This window comes from Streptomyces sp. NPDC048718, from assembly GCF_043198875.1.
Taxonomy (GTDB): domain Bacteria; phylum Actinomycetota; class Actinomycetes; order Streptomycetales; family Streptomycetaceae; genus Streptomyces.
Window position 1 is genome coordinate 140,739 of the sequence record NZ_JBICVG010000012.1, and the last position, 20,381, is coordinate 161,119.

Annotated in this window: 16 protein-coding genes, 1 pseudogene and 1 riboswitch; of the genes and pseudogenes, 5 read left to right on the plus strand and 12 right to left on the minus strand. The window is 72.0% G+C overall.

Annotated elements, in window-relative coordinates:
- Positions 1-93: 93 nt before the first annotated feature.
- The 6 genes from ACGFRB_RS23020 to ACGFRB_RS23045 all read right to left on the minus strand — a co-directional run bounded on the left by ACGFRB_RS23020 (position 94) and on the right by ACGFRB_RS23045 (position 6,142).
- Positions 94-1,200, minus strand: a complete 1,107-nt coding sequence (locus ACGFRB_RS23020; protein WP_393245447.1) for a TIGR03857 family LLM class F420-dependent oxidoreductase — start codon at positions 1,198-1,200, stop codon at positions 94-96.
- The gene (locus tag ACGFRB_RS23025; RefSeq protein ID WP_393245449.1) at positions 1,197-2,270 is read right to left on the minus strand and encodes a hypothetical protein; all 1,074 of its coding nucleotides are present in this window, start codon (positions 2,268-2,270) and stop codon (positions 1,197-1,199) included. Before ACGFRB_RS23025 ends, ACGFRB_RS23020 begins: the two co-directional genes overlap by 4 nt.
- Entirely contained in the window at positions 2,267-3,607 is a 1,341-nt protein-coding gene (locus ACGFRB_RS23030) for a cytochrome P450 (protein ID WP_393245451.1), read from the minus strand. The genes ACGFRB_RS23025 and ACGFRB_RS23030 overlap by 4 nt, the downstream gene beginning before the upstream one ends.
- A gap of 431 nt (positions 3,608-4,038) precedes the next feature.
- Positions 4,039-4,923, minus strand: coding sequence for a MauE/DoxX family redox-associated membrane protein (locus ACGFRB_RS23035; protein WP_393245453.1), 885 nt, complete (start codon positions 4,921-4,923; stop codon positions 4,039-4,041).
- Positions 4,924-4,936: 13 nt separating this feature from the next.
- The gene (locus ACGFRB_RS23040; protein ID WP_393245455.1) at positions 4,937-5,560 is read right to left on the minus strand and encodes a cell wall protein; all 624 of its coding nucleotides are present in this window, start codon (positions 5,558-5,560) and stop codon (positions 4,937-4,939) included.
- Positions 5,561-5,719: 159 nt separating this feature from the next.
- Positions 5,720-6,142, minus strand: a complete 423-nt coding sequence (locus ACGFRB_RS23045; RefSeq protein ID WP_361225279.1) for a hypothetical protein — start codon at positions 6,140-6,142, stop codon at positions 5,720-5,722.
- Positions 6,143-7,071: 929 nt separating this feature from the next.
- Here ACGFRB_RS23045 and ACGFRB_RS23050 point away from each other — a divergent pair.
- The gene (locus tag ACGFRB_RS23050; protein WP_393245457.1) at positions 7,072-8,091 is read left to right on the plus strand and encodes an NAD(P)H-dependent flavin oxidoreductase; all 1,020 of its coding nucleotides are present in this window, start codon (positions 7,072-7,074) and stop codon (positions 8,089-8,091) included.
- A gap of 143 nt (positions 8,092-8,234) precedes the next feature.
- Positions 8,235-8,948, plus strand: a complete 714-nt coding sequence (locus ACGFRB_RS23055) for an SDR family NAD(P)-dependent oxidoreductase (protein ID WP_393245459.1) — start codon at positions 8,235-8,237, stop codon at positions 8,946-8,948.
- A 232-nt stretch (positions 8,949-9,180) separates the two neighbouring features.
- Here ACGFRB_RS23055 and ACGFRB_RS23060 read toward each other — a convergent pair whose 3' ends face one another.
- From ACGFRB_RS23060 to ACGFRB_RS23075, 4 genes and pseudogenes are all read right to left on the minus strand, one after another.
- Positions 9,181-9,786 carry a TetR family transcriptional regulator gene (locus tag ACGFRB_RS23060; protein WP_393245681.1) on the minus strand — a complete coding sequence of 202 codons (606 nt, stop codon included), beginning with the start codon at positions 9,784-9,786 and terminating at the stop codon, positions 9,181-9,183.
- Positions 9,787-9,966: 180 nt separating this feature from the next.
- Positions 9,967-11,472, minus strand: coding sequence for an MFS transporter (locus ACGFRB_RS23065; RefSeq protein ID WP_393245461.1), 1,506 nt, complete (start codon positions 11,470-11,472; stop codon positions 9,967-9,969).
- 343 nt (positions 11,473-11,815) lie between these two features.
- Positions 11,816-13,258: an SGNH/GDSL hydrolase family protein gene (locus ACGFRB_RS23070; protein WP_393245463.1), complete on the minus strand. Its 1,443-nt coding sequence runs from the start codon at positions 13,256-13,258 to the stop codon at positions 11,816-11,818.
- Between the two features lie 58 nt (positions 13,259-13,316).
- Positions 13,317-13,589, minus strand: a pseudogene (locus tag ACGFRB_RS23075) (hypothetical protein); the annotation flags it as partial.
- A gap of 460 nt (positions 13,590-14,049) precedes the next feature.
- On the opposite strand from ACGFRB_RS23075, the gene ACGFRB_RS23080 reads away from it, so the two are divergent.
- Entirely contained in the window at positions 14,050-16,170 is a 2,121-nt protein-coding gene (locus ACGFRB_RS23080; RefSeq protein WP_393245465.1) for a cellulose binding domain-containing protein, read from the plus strand.
- Between the two features lie 85 nt (positions 16,171-16,255).
- Here ACGFRB_RS23080 and ACGFRB_RS23085 read toward each other — a convergent pair whose 3' ends face one another.
- Both ACGFRB_RS23085 and ACGFRB_RS23090 read right to left on the minus strand, forming a co-directional pair.
- Positions 16,256-17,614 (minus strand): MFS transporter, encoded by a 1,359-nt coding sequence (locus tag ACGFRB_RS23085; RefSeq protein WP_393245467.1) that lies wholly within the window; start codon positions 17,612-17,614, stop codon positions 16,256-16,258.
- Complete coding sequence (locus tag ACGFRB_RS23090) at positions 17,611-18,150, minus strand: helix-turn-helix domain-containing protein (protein WP_393245469.1); 540 nt, start codon at positions 18,148-18,150, stop codon at positions 17,611-17,613. The genes ACGFRB_RS23085 and ACGFRB_RS23090 overlap by 4 nt, the downstream gene beginning before the upstream one ends.
- A gap of 522 nt (positions 18,151-18,672) precedes the next feature.
- Positions 18,673-18,831: riboswitch (cyclic di-AMP (ydaO/yuaA leader) on the plus strand.
- A 3-nt stretch (positions 18,832-18,834) separates the two neighbouring features.
- On the opposite strand from ACGFRB_RS23090, the gene ACGFRB_RS23095 reads away from it, so the two are divergent.
- Together ACGFRB_RS23095 and thpR are read left to right on the plus strand one after the other, a co-directional pair.
- Positions 18,835-19,509, plus strand: a complete 675-nt coding sequence (locus ACGFRB_RS23095; RefSeq protein WP_393245471.1) for a transglycosylase SLT domain-containing protein — start codon at positions 18,835-18,837, stop codon at positions 19,507-19,509.
- A gap of 116 nt (positions 19,510-19,625) precedes the next feature.
- Positions 19,626-20,243, plus strand: coding sequence for an RNA 2',3'-cyclic phosphodiesterase (gene thpR / locus ACGFRB_RS23100; RefSeq protein ID WP_393245473.1), 618 nt, complete (start codon positions 19,626-19,628; stop codon positions 20,241-20,243).
- Positions 20,244-20,381: the final 138 nt, after the last annotated feature.

Below are 20,381 nucleotides of genomic sequence, written 5' to 3' on the forward strand. Positions count from 1 at the left end.
CCCACTGCACGTCACGGACCGGTTCGCCGCGGTTGATACGTCCATACGGCGACGCCCGGCCGCGCGGGGTGTGTGCCGATGGCTGTCAGTCGGTCACCGGGGTGGGAGCGGTGGCGGCGGCGCCGCTGGGGCCGGCGTGCTCCGGTGGCGGAACGCGCCGACGACCGGCGCCAGCCGGCCGGGTGGCGCGCCGTGGAGGATGAGTTCGTCGGCGCCGGCGTCGAGGTAAGCGGCCAGCCGGCGCGCGCAGCCGGCCGGGGAACCGAGCGCGGTGGAGGCGGTGAGCCAGTCGTCCGGGACGAGACGGGCGGGCCCGGCGAGTTCATCGGGACGGTACGTCTCGTCGGCCAATGCCTGGCCGAGTGCGGATAGTTGGGGATGTGCGCGCAGCCGCTCCAGGATGGAGGGATCCCAGCCGTTGAGGCGGGCGATGCGATCGCCGTGCGGGACCGGCTGAAGATAGCCGACGGCTCGCCCCGCGAGAATGCCACGCTCGTGAGGGGTGGGGTCGGCCAGGGTGAGGACGGTGGCGTGGACGCTCAGGGCCTCAGGGTCCCGGCCGGCCGCCGCCGCGGCGGCGCGGACCGTGCCGGACATCCGTGCCACGGCCCCGGGGGTGAGGAAGGCGGGAAGGATCACCCCGTCGAAGTGCTCCCCGGCCAGGCGCAGCGACTGCGGCCCGAGCGCCGCCATGAGCAGGGGGACGGGCGTGGTCTGTGGGGGGCCGGCGAGCCGCAGGCCGGGGTAGTGCCCGGCGGGCCCGTCGTAGGCGACGGTCTCCCCGGCCCACAGCCGGCGCAGGATGTCCGCCAGGTCGACGACCATCCCCGCGGGGGCGGTCGGCGGGACGCCGAGGCCCGCGAGCCAGGGGCCGCCGCGCCCCAGCCCCAGGTGGAACCGCCCCTGGGTGAGGCTCTGCAGGGTGCCCGCCAGGGACGCGAGGACGGCGGGGTGACGGAGCTGGAAGGGGGTGATCGCCGAGCCGATGCCGATCCGGCTGGTCGCCTGGCCGAGGGCGCCGGCGACCACGCCCAGGTCACGGTGGCCGAGACGTTCGGAGATCCACAGCGTGTTCAGACCGAGGCGTTCGGCCTCACGGGCCTGTCCGACGGCCCGGCCCGGGTCGGTGAGACCGCCGGACAGCACGTACGTCCCCAGCGGCAGCGGAGTGGCCTGAGGAGCGGACAGCGGGTGGTTCACGAGGCTGCCAGGAGTGCCTTGAGGCAGAAACCGGTGGTGACGGCGCGGCTGCCCCAGACCCGGGCGTGGTTGTCCAGCAGCGGGATCGCCTCCCAAGAGCCGTCGGGGAACTGGCTGTCGACGATCAGCTCGAGGTCGAGGTCGAGGTCGAGGTCGAAGCCGTGGTCGTGGTCGTGGCCGGGTTCGTGGCGGCCTGGAGACTGGCCGCAGTGGCGCAGCGCGAGCACGGTCATGGCCCGGTTGAGGGGATCGGTCGCGGGGGCCTGAGCGAGGAAGCGGGCGGCCCGGGCGGTGCTTTCCTCGTACCCGCCGAGGGTGCTCAGCAGCCGGACGGCGGTGTACGTGCTGTAGTACACGCCCACGTACCAGGCCGCGCGCCAGAAACCCATGGGTTCCTGCTGCCCGGCCACCCAGGCGCCGGCCGGACCGATCAGCGGCCCCAGGGCGCACGGGCCGACCCGCCGCTCGTACAGCAGGGCCCCGGACATCAGGTTGGCCACCACCTCCGGATCCCGGCCGGTGTCGTCGCGGCCGCGGCCCCAGAGCACGTTCAGCGCGGTCTGCCGACGCCGGGCGGGGTCCTCCCAGAGGAAGGTGTTCACCGCCCCGTTCTCCCAGGCGTTCGCGGCCGCCAGAGCGAAGGCTTCGGTGAAGTCCTCGGGGTGGGCTTCCCCGGCCCTGACCAGCACCTGGGCCACCTGGCCGAGGGTGTCGGCGTCGGGGGGAAGCGGCTCGAAGCCGGGGAAATAGCGCCAGGACAGCCCGTCCCTGACCGTACGGAGATACGCGGCGTTCGCCTCCACCGGCGCCCGGCACTCCACATGCCCGGCGTCGACGGCGTCCTGCAACGCGTCGGTGATCAGGGCGACATGGAACGTACGGCCCGCACAGCGGAACCGGGAGAACCTGTCGGCGTACGAGGGCGGCAGGCGCAGGATCGTGGCGTACTGTTCCACGAACTTCGCCGTGGAATAGGCCCCCATGGTGTGGACCGCGTCCGGGTAGCCGGTCTCGTGCTGCCGGGCGAGGTAGGCCAGGGCCCGGCGTACGGCGTCGTCGACGCGGCTCACTGATCGGCCCCGGCGCCGCCCGCGCGGGAGCGGCGGTGGACGGTCAGCGGCATGGGGCCGGGCATGGGGATGAGTCGGACCACCGGTTTGACGGGGCGGTCGGACACCGGGCGCAGTGTGCGGCGGCGCAGGACGACGCCGAGGATGACGGCCATCTCCGCGCGGGCGAACTGCTCGCCCGCGCAGCCGCGGACCCCGGCCCCGAAGGGCAGGTACGCGTCCGTCCGGAGCTGTCCGGCCCGCGTCGGCGCCCAGCGGTCCGGATCGAACACGTCCGGGTGCGCAAAGAGGGACGGGTCACGGTGCAGGGCGTAGAGGGAGAACAGCACGATCGATCCGGCGGGCAGGGTCCGGCCGCCCAGCGTCACGTCCGCCGTGGGGCTGCGCATGAGCATCCAGGTCGAGGGGTGCAGCCGCAGGGTCTCGTCGATCACCTGGTGCAGGTACGGCAGTTGCCCGAAGTCGTCGAATCCGATGTCCCGCCCGTCCGGTAGCGTGTCCAACTCGTCCTGCAGGCGCCGCTGGACGTCCGGATGCCGGCTCAGCAGATGACAAGCCCAGCTGAGCGCCCCGGCGGTGGTCTCGGTGCCGGCGATCAGCAGGGTGACGACCTCGTCGTACACCTGCTCGTCGCTCATGCCCTCGCCGGTCTCCTCGTCGCGCGCCGCGAGCAGCGCCCCCAGCAGGTCGTCGGGTCCCGAAGAGCGGGAACGCCGGTCGGCGATGACGGCCTCGATCACCGCGCGCATCCGCGCGCGGGCCCGCGCGAACCGGTAGTTCATGACGGTGGGCAGCGTGGCCGGGAGGTCGACCGGAGACAGCGCGCGCCGGCCGAGTCCCTCCAGGAGGACGGGCAGTGAGCGCTGGACGGCCGCGGTGCCGTGCGCGCCGAGCCGCGTGGAGAACAGGACCCGGGTGACAGTCTCCAGCGTCAGGTCGAACAACTCCCGGTCCATACGGATGCGCTGGGCGTCGTTCCAGGTCTCCACCCGCTCGCCGGCGATCCGGCTCATCGTGGCGGTGTACCGCTCGATGTGCGCCCGGCGCAGCAGGGGCTGGATGAGCCGGCGCTGACGCAGATGAAAGTCTCCTTCGGAGGTGAACAGACCGTTCCTGGCCACCATCCGGCCCTTCTCGAACATCCACCCCTTCACGAAGTGTTTCGCGTCGTCGACGAGCATCTGGTGTATGAGGGCGGGGTGGTTGACGGCGTAGGCGTCCCGTGTTCCCAGCCGGAACGCGACGATGTCCCCATGTCTCCGTAGTTCCCGGACGAACTCCAGGGGGCAGGATCGGAGTTGAAGCGAGTGCCCGAGGAGAGGGAGTCCGCCGGGCATGGCCGGGATCGGTGCACCAAAGACCCCGGCGGTCGGATCGGCTCGGTCGGCCGTCCGCCGGGAGGGCCCGGGTGGGGTGGGGGATGGGGTGCGGGGTGGTTCGTTCGGCATCGCCGTTCCTTTCCCTCGCGTGCTGAGGCGGGCTCCCCGCCCCTCGCCGGAAATACCGTGGGGGCTCCAAGGGCGGGCCTCAGAGGGATCCCTGACAGCGCCATGCGCGCGGAGGTGTCGCCGCGAGCGCCCGATGGGCCAATCCCCGCCTGCCAAAAGCAGGTTCGATCGAGGGGAGCGGGAGCGGTGCCCCTTTCAAGGGGGTCACGTCCAGTGTGGACACATCGGGGGAAGAAGCGCACACGAGAGGAACCATTCGAGGGGTGTACGCGTTCCGTGGGCCCGCCGAGGCGCCGGGCGACGGGTGGGCCCTGCTTTCCTCAGTTCTCAGGGGTGGCGAGAAGGGCGAGCGCGTCGGCGGGGAGGATCTTCTCGCTCTCCTCGTCGACCAGTGAGACGCGAACCGCCGGGCTGGGTGCCGTGTCGATGCTCGCCGTGAGGTCCAGGGCGAACAGCACACTGACCGGGCGGCTGCCGCGCGCGTCCGGGTACGTGCCCGAGTAGCGCAGGACTCGCCACCCCTCCTCGTCCCAGTGGTCGAGCAGCGCCGAGCGGACCACCGGCCGAGTGGCCTGCCAGGCCAGGGAGCGCTCCAGCAGTTCCACGGTCGCGTCGACCGGTACGCGCGCACCGGCCGACGACGGCAACGGGTTGCCGAACAGTCCGATCCTGGCCTTGCGCAGCGGGACGAGCCACAGACGGTTCAGGTCGGAGGAGACGAACGCCGGCAGCGCCGCCGTGACCAGGAGGAAGATCAGGGACGCGACCGGACGCCCGGAGATCTCCGACCACCAGGCGGTACCCGCCGTGGCCGCCGCCAGGCCGCCGGCCACGACCAGCCCGGCCCGGGCGAAGGCCCGTACACCGATGGGGCCCTCCGCGCGGGCACTGCACCCGCAGGACGACTCGGGCGCGGTGGCCTTCGCGTAGGCGAGGTAGCCCGTGAACCCCAGGCCGAGGACGGCGGTGGCGGCGCCGGGAACGGCCGTGGTGGGGGCGGCCAGCAGCGCGGCGGCGAGGACCAGTTCGGCCAGGCCCAGGGTCCGCAGGGCGAGCGTGGCCCGCCGGCCGTCGCGGAGCACGCGTACGAGTACGGTGTTCGCCGCCAGCCGGGCGGTGCGGCGGCCGAAGAGCTTGCCCGCGCCCGCCGGTGCCAGCAACAGCCCGCAGACCAGGGGCGCGAGGTCGGAGACGACCGGGATCATGGGCCCGCCTCCTTCAGTGCCCGAGGGTCAGACGGGCGACGTCGATGTGGTTGTCCGCGGGCCGCCAGGCGCCGAGCACCTGCGCCGTCTGGCCGATGCGCATCCGCGAGAGGTCCGAGGTCAGCGCGCCGCCGAGGTAGGAGGCGGTAGTGGTGGCGGGGACGATCCGGCCCACCAGTTCGTGGTGGGAGTGCGCGAGGTGCACTCGGTCCTTGGTGATGCCGCGGACCGTGCAGAGGACGTTCACGATGTTGACCCACACCGCGTCGGCGGCGATCGTCCCGTCGGGCATCGTCACCCCTCGGGCGTAGAGCCCGTCGCCCGCCTCGATCGCCTCCGCGGTGGTGGCGCGCAGTTTCCAGACGCTGGTGGCGTTCGTCAGCTGGACGAGGTGGTGCTCCCCGTGCGAGCCGACGACGTCGAGCACGCCGCGGTTGACGGCGCGGATGCGTCCCTCGGCGAAGGCGGCGGGGAACGCCGGGTGGAGCGAGGGCATCGGCGCGGCGAAGGCCGATTCGGCGTCGAGGCCGCCCAGCGCGGACGCGCCGACGATGGTGGCGCCGCCGATGGCGGCCGAGGTCAGGAAACGCCTCCGGTCCAGGCGGCGCCCGCCGGACTCCTGGCTGCTATGGCTCATGTCGTCCCTCCTGTTCTCGTCTGCTGCTCTCTGCCTGCCGGGCTGTTCGAGATGGGTCGCGCGGTGTGTGGTGTGCGGTGCGTGGTGCGCGTCGTGCGGTGTGTCGCGCGGTGCGTCGAGTGGTGCGTTGCGCGGTCCGTCGTGCGGTGCGGACCGGGGTCACTCGTAGAGGTAGACGGGCAACATGCCGGAGCTGAGGCTGCCGATCGCGGAGAACGCGGCGGGGGTGAGGTCGACGACCCGGTTGGTACGGCAGGTGCCGTTGCAGCACGTCGCCTCGCCGCAGAAGCTCTGGGTGCGCGGACCGCAGTCGGCGAGCGTGACGCACACCGTGACGCCGGAGCACTGGTGACGGACGTTCATCACCGAGCCACAGGCGCGGCGTGGCATGTTCTCGCCGCACAGGTCGGGCCGGGTGATGTTCCAGCAGGCCGAGGACAGGTTGGGCCAGGCGGCCATGTTCTGCGCGGACTGGCAGGTGCCGCACGCGCCGGTGTTGTCGCTGCCGCAGGCGCCCCAGGCGTTGCCGCAGCAGAACCAGCTGGCTTCACCCGCCCAGAGGTAGGTCGATCCGCAGGCCATGTCCGTTCCTTTCGCGGGGGCCGGTCACGGCGAGAGTGGTGACCGGTGCATGACAAGTCGAGTGGAGGGTGTCGTGTGGTGATGCCGCCGTCGCTCGAACACCGTGCCGATGCCGTGCTGAGGTGGGGAGTCCGGGGAGTTCGGGGAGAGGTGCGCTCGTGACCAACCGCTTCGCGGAGGGAGCGAGATCGTTCCGTGCTGTGCCATGCCGATGATGCGGTGGGCCGTGCGCTGGTGGGCAGCCCGAAGGGCCTCTTGCGGCGTCGCGCGTCGGATGAAACGGCAGTGCGGATGGAACGGATCCATGATGCGCGTCTCGCCACACGTCCGGAAGTAGGCGGGCGGGGGCAATCCGTTTCGGCCGCCGGTCCGGGAACGGAGCTCGGGGCGGGGCGATCGGTTGGTGCGTTCGGTGGTCTGCGCTGCGTACGGCGATGGCGCGGGCGCGAACCGGGGGCGTGGGGGCGAGCGGCTGTCGACCGGCTGATCGGGTGGCCGGCCGACCCGCGCGACGCGGACCACTGGCGTGCCCGAGCCGGACTGACTCCCCGCCGTGTCGCCGGGTAGCGGGCCGGGTGGTGCCGGGGAATCGCCCGTAGGGCTGGGTCGAGGGTGTGGGCGGGGGCGTGTTTCTGCGCTGGTCCGGGGCTGAGTCCTGGCATTCTGTGGGCACCTATGGCGAGGGGCGCCGGCCCCGTTGACTGCCGGTCCGGACCTTCGGGCTCGGAGGGCGAAGGTCCGGACGCCGGCGGCGTCTCGCCTTCACGGTCGCTCCTCGGCCGATGTCCGGGCGGCGTGGCCGACGGCCGCGTGCCGGTGTCGGCTGCCCGCCGCCGACTCCGGAGAGCGGGAGTACGGAAGCGCGGAACCAGGGAGTCTTCTCCCGAGAGGTCCCGAGGGGGCCCATGAGGTCCGGAGAGGAAGCCGGGATGAGTGTGCTGACCACCAGACTCACCGAGAGGTTCGGCGTCCGGTACCCGTTCGTCTGCGCCGGTATGGCCTTCGCGGGCGGTACGGCGGATCTGGCGGCGGCCGTCTCCGGAGCAGGCGGCATCGGTGCGGTGGGCGCCGGACTGCTGCCGCCGGACACGCTCCGGCAGGTCGTCCACGAGATCCGGGAGCGGGCGGGCGACGCGCCGTTCCACGTCAACCTGATCACGTACTTCGACAACACCGAAGCGGTACGCGTCTGCGTCGAGGAGCGGGTGCCGATCGTCTCGTTCCACTGGGGGCACCCGCCCGCCGCCCCACTCGAGCGGCTCCGGGACGCCGGGATCTCGGTGTGGGAGCAGGTCGGCTCCGCCGACGCGGCGCGGCGTGCGGTGGACGACGGCGTGGAGGTCGTCGTCGCCCAGGGCTGGGAAGCCGGCGGGCACAACTACGGGGGCCTGCCCACCATGGTCGGGGTGCCCGCCGTGGTGGACGCGGTGGGGGACCGGGCCTTGGTCCTCGCCGCGGGAGGGATCACGGACGGGCGCCAGGTCGCCGCGGCGCTGTGCCTGGGCGCCGACGGCGTGTGGGTGGGTACGCGACTGGTCGCGTCCCAGGAGGCGCACGTACATCCCGAGCACCACCGCCGACTCGTCGCCTCGCTGGGCGAGGACACGGTGCTCAGCCGGATCTTCGGCCCGGAGTGGCCCGAGTTCAACCCGATGCGGGTCCAGCGCGACCGGGTGGTCGCCGAGTGGAACGACCGGCAGGCCGACGTACCGACCGACCGCGACGGACTGGACCAGGTGGGTACGACGGACTTTCAGGGAGAGCGGACCGTCCTGCGCAAGTTCAACCCGTTCCCGCCCGTGCCGGCGACCGACGCCGACTGGGAGGAGATGCCGTGGCTGATGGGACAGGGGGTGGGCCTCGTCCGCGACATCCGGCCGGCGGGGGACATCGTCAGAGAGGTGATGGAGCAGGCCGAGCGCGTTCTGTCGGCTCGCCGCGGGCAGTGAACGGAGCGGCCTCGCGCCGCGGGAACGGTCGCTGACCTGACCTGACCTGACCTGACCTGACCTGACCAGACCAGGGAAGGCGAGACCAGGCCAGACAAGACCAGTACGAAGACCAGATCAGATCCCCCCCCGGAAAGGTCGGCATGGGCTCCCAGGACCGCAAGGTCGCCGTCGTCACAGGCGCGTCGCAAGGCATCGGCGCCGAGCTGGTGTCCGCCTATCGCGGACTCGGATATCGCGTCGTGGCCACCTCGCGCACCGTCGCCGCGTCACAGGACCCGGATCTCGTCGCCGTTCAGGGGGACATCACCGACCCGGAGACCGCGCGACGTGTCCTCGCCGCGGGCATGGAGACCTTCGGACGTATCGACACGCTGGTCAACAACGCGGGGGTCTTCCTCGCCAAGCCCTTCACCGACTACACCCGGGAGGAGTTCGCCACCGTCATCGGCGTGAACATGGCGGGCTTTTTCCATCTCACCCAGTCGGCGATCGAACAGATGCTCACGCAGGGGGCCGGCCACATCGTGACCCTCACCTCCAGCCTGGTCGACAACGCCGACTCCCACATCCCGTCCGCGCTGACCTCGCTGACCAAGGGCGGTCTGCAGTCCGCCACCAAATCGCTGGCCATCGAATACGCCACACGCGGGATCCGGGTCAACGCCGTGTCACCGGGGATCGTCAAGACACCGATGAACCCGGAGGAGACCCACGAGGCGCTCAGCGCGCTGATCCCCGTCGGCCGCATGGCCGAGGCGAGCGACATCGCCGCCGCCGTGATGTATCTGGAGAGCGCCCCCTCCGTCACGGGGGAGATCCTGCATGTCGACGGAGGGCAGAGCGCCGGGCACTGACCCTCGGGTGACGTCCGGCCGGGCTGTTCACGGGCGCCGCCCGGAAACCACGGGACGCCGCAGGCCGCCGTGATCCGGCCCGCCCGCAGGTTCCGTCCTGGCCTCATCGTCCCCCCGCGACCGGAGCCGGCGCCCGACGAACGGCAGGCCCGCACGCGACTTCTCACGGCGCCCTGTCACACCCTGCCCCCGCGCGGACCGGCTCCGCCCCACCCCGCCCCCTCGGATCCGCTCAGGAAGTCAGCTGCGCCTGTACGAGCGGGCCGTAGCGCTCCACGACGTCCTCGACGTCCGAGGCGCGCAGCCGCTCGCCGCGCGCGATGCCGAACATCACGCCCAGGCCCAGCAGGGCACCCACCGCGAGTTCCGCGCGCAGCCCCGCGTCCGGACCGTCCAGACGGCCGGCGAGGCGGTCGACGACCTGGGTGCGGAAGTTGGCGCGCAGGACGTCGCCCCGCTCGCGGTGCAGCGGCGCGAACACGATGCGCAGGACGGGATCCGCGCCCCGCTCGCTCTGGCTCACCAGGACGTGGCGGACCATATGGCGGCCGAGATCCGCGAGCGGCGCGTCCAGCAGGGCCGCGGCATCCTCCTCGAAGGACATGACCTGGGCGAAGAGGCTGTCCTTGTTGCCGAAGTACTTCAGGATCAGAGGCGCGCTGACCCCGGCCCGCTCGGCGACCGCCTTGAGCGTGATGTCCGCCTGGGAGTGCCGGGCCAGGAGGTGGCGGACGGCCTTGAGGATCGCGGTCTTGGTCGCCTCGGCGTCCCGGCGGGCGGGGCCGCGGGTCGCCTCGGCGCCACCGGAGAGCTCACCCGCCTCGGCACCACCGGACATCTCACCCGCCTCGGACACGGGCGTCGCCGCGGGCGTCACTCCCCGCGCGGGTGCGGACGAGGGCGCGGGCGCGACCCCGGCCCCAGCCCCGGCCTCGTACACGGGTGCCGCTCCGGGCGGGCCGTCCGGCTCCGCCGGGTGCTCCCGGGGTGCCGTGGCGGAGGGGATGATCATGAGGGTTCAGGCTCCTTCCAGCGCCTCGCCGCGTACGGTCTCCGCGGGTTCGGCGACCTTGCGCAGGCCACCGCCGGCCCGGTCCTTGGGGATGGCGAGGGCGGCGGCACAGGCCACCAGTGCGACCGTACCCGCCATGGCGAACGTCAGCAGATAGCCGTGGAGCGTGGGTACGGCGACGCCGCCGACGAGGCTCGTGTGATGGACCAGGACCGCGGCGACGGCGGCGCTGCACACGGCCTGGCCGATGGTGCGCATCAGGACGTTGACGCCGTTCGCGGACGCGGTCTGGCCGGCCGGAACCGCGCCCAGGATCAGGGTCGGCAGGGCCGAGTACGCGAGGGTCGTGCCGATGGCCACGATCGTCGCGCCGACGATGATCATCCACAGGTGGTGGCTGTCCGCGATGCGTACGGCGTAGCCGACCACGAGGACGGCGGCCCCCAGGGCGAGGGTGACACGGGGACCGCGGGCCGCCGAGATACGGGCCGAGACGGGGGAGAACAGCAGCATGGTGAGCCCGCCGGGCAGCAGACACAGACCGCTGCCGACGATGGACAGACCGAGGCCGTAGCCGGTGGCCTCGGGCGCCTGCACGAGCTGGGCCGTCACCAGGGAGTTGGCGTAGAAACCGAAGCCGACCAGCAGGGCGGCGATATGGGGCAGCGCGACCCTCGGCCGGGCCGCCAGCCGCAGATCGACCAGCGGTCGCTCGGCGCGCAACTGCTGGACACACCACAGGGCCGTGATCAGGACGCAGGCGGCGAAGAGCCCGAGGATACGAGGGCTGGTCCAGCCCCACTGGCCACCCTGCGACACGCCGAGCAGCAGGCTGACCAGCCAGGCGGCCAGTCCCAGCGCGCCGACGACGTCGAACCGGCCTGGCGCGCGCACCGGCGATTCGCGGATCGCCCACCAGGCGAGGAGGAGGCCGGCGGCGCCGAGCCCGCTGGTCACCCAGAACATGGCGTGCCAGCTGGCGTACTGGATGACGAGCGCGGCCAGCGGCAAGCCGAGCGCCGCCCCGATGCCGACCGTGGAACTCATGAACGCGACGGCGGATCCGGTCCGCGCGGGCGGGAGCTCGTCGCGCAGGATGCTGATCGACAGCGGTACGACCGCGGCGGCGGCGCCCTGCAGGGCACGCGCCGCGATGAGCACGCCGATGTCGGACGAGAGTGCGCAGAGCGCCGAGCCCAGGGTCATCAGGCCGAGCGCGATCAGCAGCACCCGCCGCTTGCCGTACATGTCACCGGCCCGGCCGAGTACCGGGGTGAGTACCGCGCCGGCCAGCAGGGTGGCGGTCACCATCCAGGAGACCGCGCCCGCCGAGGCGCCGGTCAGCCGGGGCAGGTCGGGCAGCAGTGGGACGACGACCGTCTGCATGACGGCCATGAGGATGCCGCCGAAGGCCAGCACCGGCACCATCGCCCGCTCCCGCACTCCCGGCCGTCCGACGGACCCGCCGGGGGTGCGGGACGGGGGTGTGGGGCGGCCGGGTATCGGGGCCATGAGTGCTCCAGGGGCAGGCGGTGAGGGCGGTGAGTCACTGGTGAATAGCGATTCACCGTAGCAAGTGAATGGCCATTCACCTGATGATCCAAGGGGAGTCTGAGTGAATGCTTGACGGTTTCTTTTCGAAGGGAATCCCTTTTGTCCCGCATTGTCGTGGAGGGGGTCCGTGCCCCGACGCGCGCTCGGCTGCCGGCCGGCACCGGAAACCGACAACCCACAGCCGACAACCCTCAGGCCCGACACCCGACGGCATCAAAGCCGCCGGCTGCCGGGCCTGAGGTCAGGAGGGCTGGGAGAGAAGAAGGACGAGGAGGGAGGGGCAGGGGGCGGAGGAGGGGGGCTAACGCGGCCCGAAGTCCAAAGCGGGCTGCCTGGGTGTGAACAGCCCGGCCGGGACCGCGTCGGCCAGCGCCTTGTATCCGGCCGGGTTCAGGTGCAGATGGTCGCCCAGGTCGAACGACTCCCGCAGCCGTCCGGGCTGATCCGGATCGCGGGCGGCCCGGTCGAAGTCGATGACGGCGTCGAACCGGCCGCTGGTGCGTATCCACCGGTTGACCGTCTGCCGCGCCGCCTCGCGGTAGCCGTCCGGGTCGTCGTAGCCGGCGTTTCCTCCGAAGGGCGTCAGCGTGGCCCCGTACACCGGGAGGCCCTGCGCGTGCGCCCGTACGACGAACTGGCCGTAGGCCGCGATCAGATCCTCCGCCATCTGCCTCTGCGCGGTCACGGTGGCGCCTGCGTTGCCGATGTCGTTGACACCTTCGAAGAGGATCAGCCACCGGACCCCGCTCTGCGCCAGCACGTCGCGGTCGAAGCGGGCCAGGGCGTTGGGGCCGAGGCCGTCGTTCAGTACGCGGTTGCCGCCGGCCGCCTGGTTGAGGACCGCGACCTGGGATGTCTCCGGGCGGGACCGCAGCCGGGTCAGAAGCTGGTCCGGCCAGCGGTCGTTCCCGTCGGTCGTGGAGCCCCTGCCGTCGGTCAGCGAGTCGCCCACCACGACGGCCGCCGCCGTGGCCGGCGTCGACCACACCTCCACCCCGCTGAGGAAGTACCAGTGGGCCGTGGTGGCCGAACCGCTCAGATCCGGTGCGTCCACATGGTTGCCGCGCGCCATGTGGGAGGTGGTCCGCGACCCCGGATGCGAGGTGATGGCGTCCGACGCCTGGCCGTCGGCGAGGTAGAGCGTCACCGTGAGGTCGGAGCCCGGCCGCAGCTCCAGGTCCAGCGGATCGGAGACGGTCTGCGCGCCGACCGGGACCGCCGTGGAGAGGTGGCCGCCGAAGGTCACCTTCCGGGTGGTGCCCGGCTGGACGGCACCGGACCCGGCGCGCCCGCCGGCGGGGAGGGCCACCCGTACGGCGGTGAGGGGCAGCGCCGCGCCGCCGAACGCGTTGGAGAAGCGCAGCCGCAGCCGCCTTCCGCCGGTCGAGACGTGTACGGTCTGGCGCACCGTGCTGTCGGCGAAGACCAGGCCCGGCCGGGTGAACGGCTCCGGAGGCATGTTGCCCGGCTCGGTCGGCTGCGGCATCGAGGTCCAGGTGTTCACCCAGTGCCCGGCCGCCCCGGATATCCCGGACACTCCAGCCGTCCCGGACACCCCGGCCGCCCCGGCCGCATCCCCCCGCGCGGTGGCCGGGGCGTAGGGGACGTACGGAGCCTCCGGGGCGGCGTCCTGGAGGGCGGCCGAACCGTGGTCCCGGCCGCCGGCGGGGGAGGTGACGAGACCGGACGCCGTGAGGACGGCCGCGGTGGCCAGGCTCACCACGAGTGCGGAGGTTCGGCCCATGAACACCGTTCCTTTCCTGGTGACGTCAGCAAGAAGGCGCGGCAGGGATCCGCCGCGGTCAGCGCAGCCGGAGGCTCTCGGGCGGACCGAGATACGAGGGCTTGAGACCGCCTGTGTCCACGACAAGATTTTGCAGGACGACGGTGGGGTCGACCATCCAGAATTTCAGTACGTGCACCCCGGCCGTACCGATCCGGTGCGCGGTCGTGGTGACGTTGACGTTGTCGGAGGTGTTCCGCTGCCACTGCGCGTTCATCGTGCCGTCGTCGGAGCCGGTGGCCCGGGTGATGTTCACCCACTGAGGAGTGTCGTCGTCGAAGGAGGCGGCGTACACCCGGGCACCGGCTGTTGTGCGGTCCGGCGTCCGGAGCTCAGGGAGGGCGACCGGCACCGGCCGGTCGTGGGGTGGGAAACCTTCGGAGAAGGCCCTGAGTGGGGACGGAGATTTCGAAAGTTTCGATAGCGTTTCCGAGAAGTTTCTGGAAGTTGTCGCGACACGCTAGGGTCGGGCCGATCGGCCGTCAACCCCTCCCGCATCAACTGCACCTCAGTGCAGCGGTGTTGGGTGTCCGCAGGTGTACGGGCCGCCGTGTTGCGGCGCATTGACACGACCGGCGGGCACTCCCATCATGGGAGCGCTCCCAAGCCCCACGCTTCAACGTCCTCGCCGCGCCCGCCGGTCGGTACGCCCTCGGCGGTCCGCGCGGCCTCGCACGCCGCACGGTTCCCCGTCTCTCGTCCGGCTCCCTGGCGTGGCCCCGGGCCGGCGTATCACCCGGGAGGAACGCCCCATGCTGTTCCACAGGAGACCAGCCGGCGGACGGTCGGCGCTCCCGCGCCACCCGCTCGCCGTCACGGCCTCGGCGGCCCTGGCCGTCGTGGCGGCGGCGCTGCCCTTCTCCATGCCCGCCTCGGCCGATCCGGCCGCCGCGGGCGACACCACGGTCACGGTCAACGCGAACGCGGGCCTGGGCACGGTCGATTCCGCCGCGCTCGGCGCCAACGCGGCCATCTGGGACGCCCATATGAACGACCCCGAGGTGGCCTCCCTCTACCGGTCCGCGGGGATCGGCTCACTGCGCTACCCGGGTGGCTCCTACGCCGACATCTACCACTGGGCCGACCACACCGCTCCCGGCGGATATGTCGCCCCGGGCACCGGATTCGACGCGTTCATGGGCACCGTACGGGACTCCGGGGCCCAGCCCATCCTGATCGCCAACTACGGCTCCGGGACTCCCCAGGAGGCCGCGGACTGGGTCCGGTACGCCAACATCACCAAGAAGTACGACGCCAAGTACTGGGAGATCGGCAACGAGATCTACGGCAACGGCGTCTACGGCAGCGGCTGGGAGCACGACGACCACACCGACAAGTCGCCCGGCCAGTACGCGCGGGAGGTCAAGGCCTATGCCACGGCCATGAAGGCCGTCGACCCCACCGTCAAGATCGGCGCGGTGCTCACCATGCCCGGCAACTGGCCGGACGGCGTCGTGGCCGAGGGCGACAGTGGCGACTGGAACCACACCGTGCTCGCCGCCGTCGCCCACGACGTCGACTTCGTCAGTGTCCACTGGTACCCCAACACGGACAACGGCGACCAGTCGCTGGCGGCGGTGCGACAGCTGCCGGGCGAACTGCGCGAGGTGCGCAGCCTGTTGAACCGATACGCGGGTGACGACTCCGCGCGGATCGGCATCGCGATGACCGAGGTGAACTCGAACTCCGCCGGCGGCGCCTTCACCAGCCGCCCCAACGGCCTGTTCACCGCCGAGGCCATGATGACGGCACTGGAGAACGGCGTCTTCGCCGTGAACTGGTGGGACACCCACAACGGCGCCGGGAACATCAGCACCGTGGGCGGCGAGACCGACTACGGCGACATGGGCATGCTGTCGAACGGCAGTTGCTCCGGAAGCGTCTGCGAACCGGCGGTGAACACGCCGTTCGCGCCGTACTACGGCATCAAGGCGCTGGGCGCGCTCAGCGACCCGGGCGACAGCATGGTCGCCTCCGGGAGCTCCGGCTCCGAGGTCTCCTCGCACGCGGTGCTGCGCGCAGGCGGGGACCTCGGCGTGCTGCTGCTGAACAAGAGTTCCTCCGCCGCGCACACCGTGGACCTGCGCTACCAGGGGTTCACCGCCGGGTCCGCCGCCCCCGAGGTCCGGCGGTGGGCACCGGGCGATGACGGCCTGGTGGACGCGCCCGGCACCGCCACGGCGGGCTCGGTGACCCTGGCCCCGTACTCCCTCACCGTGCTGACCATGCACCCGAAGAGCGGCACGGGCTCCTCCGCCGCCACCGCCGGCGCGCCCGGCGCACCGCGCACCACCTCGTCCGGCGCCGACGGTGTCACCCTGAACTGGCCCGCCGCCACCGGCACGGTGGACCGGTACGAGGTCTACGAGCAGCTCGGCACCAACATTCAGCTGCTCGGCTCGTCCACGGGCACCTCCGTCACGATCCCCAACCTCCCGGCCGGCTCCCGGCACACCGTCAACGTGCTGGCCCGGGACAAGGCGGGCCGTCTCTCCCGGCCGTCGGTCCCGCTGACCTTCACCACCGGAACACCGCAAAACAGCACCTGCACCGTCTCGTACCAGGTCACCGCCGGCTGGGGGAACGGCTTCGTCTCCAATGTCGTGGTGAGCAATGTCGGTCCCGCCGCCATCGACGGCTGGACCCTGACCTTCGACTGGCCGTCGGCAGGGCAGTCGGTCTCCTCCTCGTGGAACGCCAACGTCACCGCCAACGGGCGGCACGTGCATGTGACCAACGGCGAGAACAATGCCCGACTCGCCCCGAACGGCGGAAACTCCGCCAGCTTCGGATTCGTGGGCGGCAACGACGGCGCCAACCCCTCCCCGACGGCCTTCACCCTCAACGGAACGGTCTGCCGGACGATTTCCTGATCCGCCGCACACCGGACACGAGCGGTCCGCCCTTCCCGGAAGGGGAGGGAAGGACCGCTCGCGTCGTCTCCCCGGCCGCCGCCCCTCAGCCTCCCGGGGCCTGGGCCGGCCGGGGGCCGCCGACGGCCTCCGGCGCGGACCCGGCGGCACCGACGGGCGGCACATCCGCTGCCCCGCCGTCCATGCCACCGCTCCCGACGGCCCTGCCGGCCCCGCCGTTCCCGACGGTCAGCGCACGCACGTCCTTGCTGCACAGGGCCGCGACGGTGGCGAGCACGATCAGGAGCCCACCCCCGAGCAGCGTCGTCCGCGACCCGAACCGTTCGGAGAGGACACCCGCCGTCATCTCGCCGAGGGGCAGCGCGAGGATCGAGCCGAGCATGTCGTACGAGTAGACCCGCGCCAGCCGGTCGGCCGGCACGTTCTCCTGGAGCGACAGATCCCAGGCGACCCCGAACTGCTCCAGCGCGAGACCGTTCACGAACATCGCCCCCACCAGCAGCGCCAGGGGCGCCGCCTCGGCCAGCGCGAGCAGGGGCAGGGCGTCGAGCACCACCACGGTCACCCCGATCCGCAGAGCGTGCCGGGAGCGGGAACGGCCCACCAGGAAGCCGCCGATGAGCGCGCCCGCCATCTGGGTGGCCAGCACCAGGCCCCAGGCGGTGCGCCCGTACACGCTGTTCGCGAGCGTCGGCCCGAGCACCTGGATACCGCCCGCCGTCACGGCGTTGACCACGAAGAACTGCAGGACCACCACCCACACCCAGGTCCGCGCGGTGAACTCCCGCCATCCTTCCCGCAGTTCACGCAGCGGCCGGGTGGGCGTGCCCTGGGCCGCCACGGGCCGGGGCACGTGTACGCCGTGGTACGCGAACGCGGCGGCGGTGAACAGGACGGCGTCGGCCGCCATGCCCCACCCCGAACCGGCGAACGCCGTGACCATGCCGCCGCCGGAGGCGCCGGCGATCATGCCGAGGTTCACGCCCATCCGGCTCAGCGCGTTGGCGGGGCGCAGTTCCCCGGCCGGCACGGTCTGCGGGACCAGCGAGGCCGACGCGGGCATGGACAGGGCGGACACGGCGCCGTTGACCACACTCAGCGCGACGAGCACCCCGAGCGAGGCGGAGCCGGTGAGCAGGGCCAGTGCGGCCGCCGCCTGCGCGGCGGCGGCCGCCAGGCTGGAGCCCTGAAGGATGAGGGCGCGCGGCACCCGGTCGGCGAGGATGCCGCCGAAGAGGACGAGGAGGACATTGGCGACCGACCGCGCGCCGACGACGAGCCCGACGTCGATCGCGGAGCCGGTCAGGTCCAGGACGGCGAAGGCCAGGGCGATGGGGGCCATGGCATTGGCGCAGTGCGTCAGCGTGCGTCCGGCCACCAGCTGGCGAAAGCTCCGGTGGCGCAGGGGAGCCGGCACGGAGGACTTCCCGGTCCGGGCGCTCACTCCGCCGCCTCCCTTTGGGCCATCTCGAACAGCAGGACCGTCGCGCTGGCCCGGACGGTCCCGGGCGTGTGGGGTGCCTGCGCGGCGTCGTGCATCAGCACGCCCAGTTCCTTGGCGAGGTGCCGGACGCGCTCCCACGCCTCGGGGCGCAGCCACAGCTCGGCGTCGGTGAACGCGCCCGGTGTTCTGGGGACCAGTTCGCGGCTGCGGCGCTGCAGCTCCTCGGCGACGGCGGCGGCCAGGACCGTGTAGTCGTCGAGCGATCCGCCGGGTACGGCCTCGCCGCTCGCCGGGTCGTGCCGGTATCGCTTGGCCCGCCCGCCGCGTACGGACGTCTCCTCGGCCAGCTCCAGCAGACCGGCGGCCAGCAGATGGCGCATGTGGTAGCTGACGTTCGCCTGGGACTCGCCCAGCTCGCGCGCCGCCTCGCTGGCGCTCATGGCGTTCGCGGTGAGCAGGGACAGCAGCCGCAGCCGCAGGGGATGAGCCAGCGCGCGCAGGCCGCTCAGCTCCGCACGTCTCTTGTTGTCGGGCATGGCCAGGAGTATCGAGGCCCTTCCGGTAACTGTCAAACACTTCTTTTGGTGTCGTTCACCAGGGACGATCCGGTGCGGAGTGGCCGGGGGAGCGGGGTGGGGCGTTCGTGGAACCGGTCACGGAATCGGCCGCGGAGCCGGCTCGGACCGGCCCCCGGGCTGATCGGCGCCCCGCTCCGCTCGGCACGGGAGTGTGGACGGCAAGGGCGATCCAAAGCGCTACAAAACGGACAATATTGCGATATTTCTCTTCAGTGTCGATATCGAGCGTTAAGCCCGCCTTGGCGTCATTGTGCCGTAAGTGATTCAGGTCACGGCCGGTCCCGCCCGCCAGGCGCTGGCGTGCCGTCAATTCGAGGTTTTCGGAAAGCGATTGACGGGTCGGCTGATCGGACGGAAAAGATCATTCTTTCGAATCATCTATAGACGATCTTTACTGTCTCTTTTCATCTTGTTTTCGGTCTTCCTTTTCGCATACGGTCACGCCTCAGCCAGACGGAACGCCGAATCCTGCCGCCGTCCGGACATCACCCACCACCACCCGGCAGGAGCGGGGGACCCAGGTTCTCCGCCGGCTCCGGTGTTCCGGATCCGGCTTGGGGTGAAGTCGCGCCACGGCGCGACCGGGCATCTCCTGCCCGAACCCGACAGCTCACCTCGCAGGCGGAGGAGAGGACATTCGCCATGCGTGGAATCCGGACGCCCCGACGCGCCCAGCTCACCCGCGGTATCGCCCTGGCGGGCGCCGCCGCCGTCGCCCTGCCCCTGATCGGCGCCACGGGCGCCGCCGCGGCCACTCCCCAGGCCGTCACGGCCGAGAAGACGGCCGTCGCCGCCGCCCCCCTCCACCACTCCGTGGTCGTCGGCGACACGCTCTCCGGCATCGCCGCGAAGTACGCGGTGACGGGCGGCTGGCAGAAGATCTACGAGGACAACAAGTCGGCCATCGGTGCCGACCCCACGCACATCCGCCCGGGCCTGACCCTCACCGTCGCCCCCGCCGTCGTGCAGGCGGCCACGGCCGCCGTGAAGACCTACGCGAACAACCTCGACGGCTGGATCCGTGAGTCCCTCGACATCATGGACAAGCACAACATCCCGGGTACCTATAACGGCATCTACAAGAACGTGATGCGCGAGTCCTCCGGCAACCCGCTGGCGATCAACAACTGGGACATCAACGCCGTCAACGGTGTCCCCTCCAAGGGCCTGCTCCAGGTGATCTACCCGACCTTCGCGGCGTACCACATCGCCGGTACCAAGTTCGACCAGTACGACCCGGTCGCCAACATCGTCGCCGCGTGCAACTACGCCGCCGACCGCTACGGCTCGATCGACAACGTCAACAGCGCCTACTGATCGCGTCCGCGCACTCACCGTACGCATCCTCGCACTGCGCGCCCCGGGTCCCTCCGACCCGGGGCGCGCAGGCGCGGAATGGACCGCGCGGCACAAGACGAGGTACGAAGTCCTCCGTGAACGCACAGCCCCAGGGTGCGACCGTTCGGGTGTTCATCGCCCTGGCGCCGCCCGACGAAGCGAAGGACGAACTGGCGCGGGAGCTGCGGCCCGCCTACGAGGCGTACCCCGCCATGCGGTGGAACCGCATCGAGGACTGGCACATCACCCTGGCCTTCCTCGGTGAGCTGCCGGTCGCGGCCGTGCCGCTCCTGCGGCCCCCGCTCCAGGAGATCGCCGCGACGCGCCGCCCCCTGGAGCTGGCGCTGCACGGCGGCGGGCACTTCGACGAGCGGGTGCTGTGGACCGGTGTCGACGGCGACCTCGCCGGACTGCACCTCCTCGCCGACGACGTCCGCGCCACCGTCCGCGGCTGCGGCATCCCCTTCGAGGGCCGCCCGCTGCGCCCACACCTCACTCTGGCGCGGGCCCGGCGCGGCGACACCGTCTCGGCCGTCGAGGTCGCGGCGGGCCTGGCCGGCTTCACCGGACGCCACTGGCCCGCCGGACGGCTGCACCTGGTCGGCAGCAACATAGGACGCGGCCCCGGCCCGATCCACTACCGCGACATAGCGGCCTGGCCCTTCACCGGCACGGACGTCACGCCGCGCGCCGCCTTCCCGGGCGCGGGCTGACCCGCCCGGACCCCGCGACCGCGTACCCCGGCTGACCCGCCGCCCGGACCCCGCCGCCCCGTACCGCGGCCGACCACGCCCCTCTCCCTTCCGCCTCCCGGGCGACTGCTTCCCCTTCCTTCCCCTCCGCCACCGGCC